The organism is Streptomyces alanosinicus (assembly GCF_014650595.1).
Lineage (GTDB): Bacteria > Actinomycetota > Actinomycetes > Streptomycetales > Streptomycetaceae > Streptomyces > Streptomyces alanosinicus.
Map to the genome: position 1 here is coordinate 1 of NZ_BMVG01000163.1, position 654 is coordinate 654.

The following is a 654-nucleotide window of genomic DNA, read 5'->3' on the forward strand; positions in this document are numbered from 1 at the left end:
GACCTGGGCATCCGCAACCCCCGGTGGCTCTCGCGCTACGGCAACGCCACCCGCCAGGCCACGCGGTACCGGGCCGGACGGGTGCTGGTGGCCGGGGACGCGGCGCACATGTTCTTCCCGGCCGGAGGGCAGGGCATGAACCTCGGCATCCAGGACGCCACCAACCTGGGCTGGAAGCTGGCCGCCACCCTCCAGGGCCGGGCACCCGACGGACTACTCGACAGCTACGACACGGAGCGCCGGCCCGCCGCCCGCGCCGTCATCGACAACACCCGCGCGCAGCTCGCCCTGTTCGCCGCAGCCGGCCCGGAGCAGATCGCGCTGCGCGAGGTCTGCTCCGCCGCGCTGACCGAACCGCACACCAACCGCCAGTGGGCGCGCCGGATCGCCGGATTCGACGACCCGCTCCCCACCGACACCACACCCGGCACGCACCCGCTGAACGGCACCCGACTGGCCGGCCTCGCCCTGGACACAGCCGGCGTACCCACCGCCCACCCCTTGATGCACCACGGCCGACCACTCCTGCTGGACCTCGGCAGGACGCGGACACCGCGCCCCGCGGATGGCCTGGAGCAGCGGGCAGGAACCATCAACTCCGAGGCGTCGCATCCGATCTGGCGGGACGTCACCGCCGTCCTCATCCGGCCGGAC

Annotated in this window: 1 protein-coding gene; it reads left to right on the top strand. The window is 73.7% G+C overall.

Going from position 1 to position 654, the window contains the following annotated elements; all coding sequences use genetic code 11:
• Positions 1 to 654: FAD-dependent monooxygenase (locus IE277_RS46795; protein ID WP_189960233.1), on the top strand; the 654-nt coding region annotated here is incomplete at both ends.